The sequence below is a fragment of the Nocardiopsis sp. TNDT3 genome (assembly GCF_003427465.1).
Lineage (GTDB): Bacteria > Actinomycetota > Actinomycetes > Streptosporangiales > Streptosporangiaceae > Nocardiopsis > Nocardiopsis dassonvillei.
On sequence record NZ_QPFC01000175.1, the window covers coordinates 1 to 4,079 of the forward strand.

General features: G+C 63.8%; 5 protein-coding genes and 1 pseudogene. 2 read left to right on the forward strand and 4 right to left on the reverse strand.

Features of this window, described 5'->3' with window-relative positions; translation table 11 throughout:
- Positions 1 to 31 precede the first annotated feature (31 nt).
- The 3 genes and pseudogenes from DQW06_RS04815 to DQW06_RS29860 form a co-directional block, all read right to left on the reverse strand.
- Positions 32 to 1,147, reverse strand: a complete 1,116-nt coding sequence (locus DQW06_RS04815; RefSeq protein ID WP_117198032.1) for an ImmA/IrrE family metallo-endopeptidase — start codon at positions 1,145 to 1,147, stop codon at positions 32 to 34.
- Positions 1,148 to 1,257: 110 nt separating this feature from the next.
- Positions 1,258 to 1,528 (reverse strand): annotated as a pseudogene (locus tag DQW06_RS29855) (hypothetical protein); the annotation flags it as partial.
- A gap of 94 nt (positions 1,529 to 1,622) precedes the next feature.
- Positions 1,623 to 1,889, reverse strand: coding sequence for a helix-turn-helix domain-containing protein (locus tag DQW06_RS29860; protein ID WP_117198030.1), 267 nt, complete (start codon positions 1,887 to 1,889; stop codon positions 1,623 to 1,625).
- Between the two features lie 450 nt (positions 1,890 to 2,339).
- On the opposite strand from DQW06_RS29860, the gene DQW06_RS04830 reads away from it, so the two are divergent.
- On the forward strand, positions 2,340 to 2,939 hold the full coding sequence (locus DQW06_RS04830) for a helix-turn-helix domain-containing protein (protein WP_198662378.1): 600 nt from the start codon (positions 2,340 to 2,342) through the stop codon (positions 2,937 to 2,939).
- Positions 2,940 to 3,226: 287 nt separating this feature from the next.
- Here the strand turns inward: DQW06_RS04830 and DQW06_RS04835 are convergent, their stop codons facing one another.
- Positions 3,227 to 3,436, reverse strand: a complete 210-nt coding sequence (locus tag DQW06_RS04835; protein WP_117198031.1) for a hypothetical protein — start codon at positions 3,434 to 3,436, stop codon at positions 3,227 to 3,229.
- Positions 3,437 to 3,490: 54 nt separating this feature from the next.
- Here DQW06_RS04835 and DQW06_RS04840 point away from each other — a divergent pair.
- Positions 3,491 to 4,079, forward strand: a 589-nt coding sequence (locus DQW06_RS04840) for a helix-turn-helix transcriptional regulator (RefSeq protein WP_157983342.1), incomplete at its 3' end; no start/stop codon positions are given.

Consider the following 4,079-nt stretch of genomic DNA (forward strand, 5'->3'; position numbering starts at 1 on the left):
CCGTCACGGGGGGTGGGGGCAGAAACGTCGCTCATGGCCTCGCCTTCGGAGCAGTGTTCGCAGACAATGATCGGTGGTCATCGTGGTACAGGCGGACGAACTCGTCCTTGAGAAGGAAACTGCAGGAAGCAGCCTCTTCATCGGATATGCCGTGCTCTTGCCGTAGGGCAGCTACGAGCTCGGGCACTGCCTGGGGTCGCTCTAGGGGGATGTCGACCGGCTCCGATGTGCGGTAACCAAGGGTCGACATCTCGATGGTGAGCGTGCGGTACTGCCAGTCGGTGATGATGCTGAGTGATTGAGCTCTGCGCAGCAGGGCAGCCATGGAGACTCCCCAGGTGCGTTTGAGGTCGGCCAGTTCGGCCACGGTCAGGCGTGCGGGGAAGGCAGCGCGGATGTCCTTGGCTGGCATAAGGAATTCTGCGGCGAAGGCGTCGGCCTCTTTCTCCTGTTTGGTTCCTACCCCTGGTTCTTGGTGCATGATCAGGTGCCCGATCTCGTGGGCCACGCTGAACCGGCAACGGCATCCTGGTGCCCGGTTACTAACAAGGAGGATCGGGGCTTTATTCCCTTGCTGTTGGCTCACGGCATCGAGGAGGTCACTATCCAGGTCGCGCAAGACGACCAGGGCGCCGGCCTTCTCAGCGGCACCAATGACGTTCGCGACTGGTCCGCTGGGGATGTCCCATTTTTCGCGGATTCGCCTGGCCACGACCCTCGGTGGTGTGTAGCCGTCGACCTCCATGTGGGGGAAGAGAACCGTACCGGGGTCCTGCCGGGCGGCGCGGGCGAGACCTCGCAGTTGGATGCGGGTGAGAACGAGCAGCGCGTTGATGCGCCGCACTGAACTCACTGGCATCGAGGCCTTTTTGCGGTGGTGGATCAGACCGACACCGACTCCGTGGACCTGGGGATCCTGACAGAGGAGGTTCGGCGGGTACCCGAGAGCCGTGGCGTAGAGCTCGAGACGCTCCGCGGTGACCGCGACACGTCCGGCTTCGGCTTTACTGACGTACCCCTGCGAGACGCTGGTGTCGGCATCACCAGAGGCCTGCGTCATCAGGGAGGCCACGTCGGTCTGGGTCAGGCCACGCGATTCCCTCGCAAGGGTGAGCATCGCGGGCTGAGCTTGCGCCTCTTCAGGCATCACTTCATCACCTCCATCCAACTCTCATCATAGTAGCACCGATTATTCCTCTCAGTATCCCTCGGTCAGGCGACTGTCCCCTGACCGACGACGGCCTGGTCCCCATGCGGCTAGCGCCGTGACCGGGAACGTTTGCCTGGGTGCCCTCGCGCCACGATGGGTAGTGGTCGACCTTCCCAACGCACACCTCTCTCTGCGTACCCGGGCTTGTTCTCGACGCTGGGCCGCGAGTACATGCGGGTCGCAGGCGTTGGCGTTGCGCCACCGCAGATAGGCGTGCAGAGCCCGCGGCCAGGACGTGTGGTTGGGATGGTCGAAGTTAGCGAGGGCGAACTGGCGCAGCAGCCCGAAGCGCGCCTCGACCGGGTTGACCCAGACAGCGCATCGCATGGTTACCGAAGCGTGAAGTCAAAGAAATGTCGAAACAGAGCCGACACGGAAGCGACAGGATCCACGCGCCGGGCCAAGGCGCCGGTTAGCCGGCGTCGGCCATCCGTGCGACCAACTCATAGAGGCTCGCTGCGACGATGCGGCGGGAACGTCCGAGCTTGATCGACCTAATCTCACCGGACTTGAGCATGGTGAAGAGGGAGGTCTTGCCAATGCGCAGAACTGCCTGGGCCTCTGCTGGAGTCAGGAGCAGAGCAGCTACATGAGGAGGGGCGTGCGCCTCAGAGGGCGCGGGCACCCTCCCCTCTGCTTTGGTACTGCTAGCCGTTGATCGGCTACAGTGCGAGTGCATAGTTGACGCCTCCTTGCGCCCTGAGGGGCGGGAACCCCTCCTTGCGATCGGTCCTTGAAGACCGGGGACTTGGCTTGTCCTAGGTGGTGCGGCTGTGTCTTGGCCCGTCGGTGCGGGAACACCGGCGGGCCCATCGCTGTGTACTTCAGGTTTTTCGGGCCGGAGGGCGCACGCGCCAAGCCCCGCCTTGTTCAGGCGAAAGGCTGCGTCCCCTTCCTTCGTGTTTCTACTACTGGGCCCAGAAGCGAGACATGGATCGTCGCTGCTCAAAGGCGGATGGCCGAGTTATCCACAGATCAGGGTGGGCTGTGGATAACTGCGCCACTTCTCCTCTACTTCCCAAGCGCGCCATGGGTGATGACAGCTTGAAAACCTATGACGGACCAAACGCTCCGCTTCATTCTGCCACGAACGTACACCCCCCAGTGCCTTGCGGCAACCCTAATCAGCATGAAACCATCCATGCTTATGAAGGATGAACCGCGGCGAACTTTGGCAGACCGGTGGGACGAGGATGGCCCTGAGGACCGTCTCAGCAGGGTCCTTCGTGAGCTCCGAACCAAGCGCGGCTGGTCACAGGATGAGCTGGCCGAGCGCATGACTCGTCTCGGCTTCCGCATGCACCAGACCCAAGTGGCCAAGATTGAGAACGGGAGTCGAGCGCTCCGCTTCAATGAGATCGTGGCGCTGTCGGTGGCCCTGGGGGTGGCGGTCTCAACGCTCTTGGACATGGCCGCGACCACCGTTGGCTCGGCTGGTTGGGGTAGAAGCATGGAGGGCGTCACTGACGAGATGTTGACGGCAGCGCTTGCTCGGCGCCATCAAGCCCAGTTGGAGCTTGACGCACTCGATCGACATGAAGTGTTTCTGGATAGCCGGATCACGGATGCCGAACGCGTCCTAGAAGGACTTTTGGCAGAAAAAGCGTCATTGGAAGACAAACGCCGCGTTCTCCATGACGAGCTGCTCGCACACGATGACGAGGTGAGTCGTCAGAAGGACCTTGCCTTTAAGCGGACGAAGCCAGTACGTCGAGCTGGCGGCTACTAGGCTCGACCTTCCGGGCCCCTGCTCTCCCAGCGATGAGGTGTTCTTCGAAGCTGCTGCCGTGGAACAGAGCTGTTTCACAGACGAGAGTTGACAGCACCCGCCCTGTTCAAAGACCTGTAGCGACCCTCAGCGAACCCCACAACAACAGGGCTCGCTGGAAGAAGAGACCTTCCGCTTCTCCAGTTCCAGTGGTCTCCGTCGTGAGAGCGATCTACCCCTCGCTTCGGGACCGCTCTCAGTGGCACTGCCCTGGGCGCTCCTCGACCGCTAAGAGGGCAGCAGCACAGTCAGCCGAGCAAGGCAGTCAGAGCTGCCAGAGCTGTGGTCACAGCGGCGATGACGGTGAGAGTTGCGGCGGCGGTGGCCGCAGCGCGGCCGATCGCGCTCGGGTAACTGGCCCCGTCACGGCGGGCCAGGTAGGCGGCCCCCACCCCGGCCAGTACCGCCACAAGCACGCTCAGGGCGCAGGCGAGCGCAAGCAGCATCCACTCGGCCATGGGCTTCTCCTCCGATTCGATTCGGCGTTGTCGGCGTCGAATCTGACCGAAGGGGTGGCCGACAATGACCAGCTGGACAAAGATGAACAACGACGTACAGGCATGGCGGTCGCGGTGGGAGTGGGTGTGGGGCAGGCAGATACGTGCGAGCAGCCCGCACCACAGGACGCGCGCGCCCAGCTGGGCGAGCGTTTGGACACCGCCCGGCTGAAAGCGCGGCTGAGCAAAAGCCAGTTGGCCGCGCGCGCGGCCTTGAGCCGCACCACGGTCACCGCAGCCCTCAACAACACCGGAGCGATCCCGTCCAAGGAGACCGTCACGGCCTTAGCCAGAGCACTCGGCCTGGACAACGCTCCGCTCCTGGCTCTACGCGAAAGGGCCTCCGGGGGGAAGTCGGTGTCCGGCCGTCGAGCCGGACAGGGTCCAGCGCCGGGCCCGAGCGTCGTCCACACGGTCCAGGGCGATGTTTCCGGCACCGTGATCATGGCCGGCGGCGAGGTCACCCTCACCTCCCACCCGCACGCCGGACACACCCTCACCGCCGACCATGCCGTCGGGGTCGATCACCTCTCTCCCGCCCAGTTGCAGGTGCACGCCGCGGTGCTGCCCGCCCCCGACCCGGGCGGCTACCCCTTCCTCACCC

Coding starts and splice junctions, on each gene's coding strand:
- DQW06_RS04815 (WP_117198032.1), bottom strand. CDS start 1,147: ATGCCTGAAGAGGCGCAAGCTCAGCCCGCGATGCTCACCCTTGCGAGG.
- DQW06_RS29860 (WP_117198030.1), bottom strand. CDS start 1,889: ATGCACTCGCACTGTAGCCGATCAACGGCTAGCAGTACCAAAGCAGAG.
- DQW06_RS04830 (WP_198662378.1), top strand. CDS start 2,340: ATGAAACCATCCATGCTTATGAAGGATGAACCGCGGCGAACTTTGGCA.
- DQW06_RS04835 (WP_117198031.1), bottom strand. CDS start 3,436: ATGGCCGAGTGGATGCTGCTTGCGCTCGCCTGCGCCCTGAGCGTGCTT.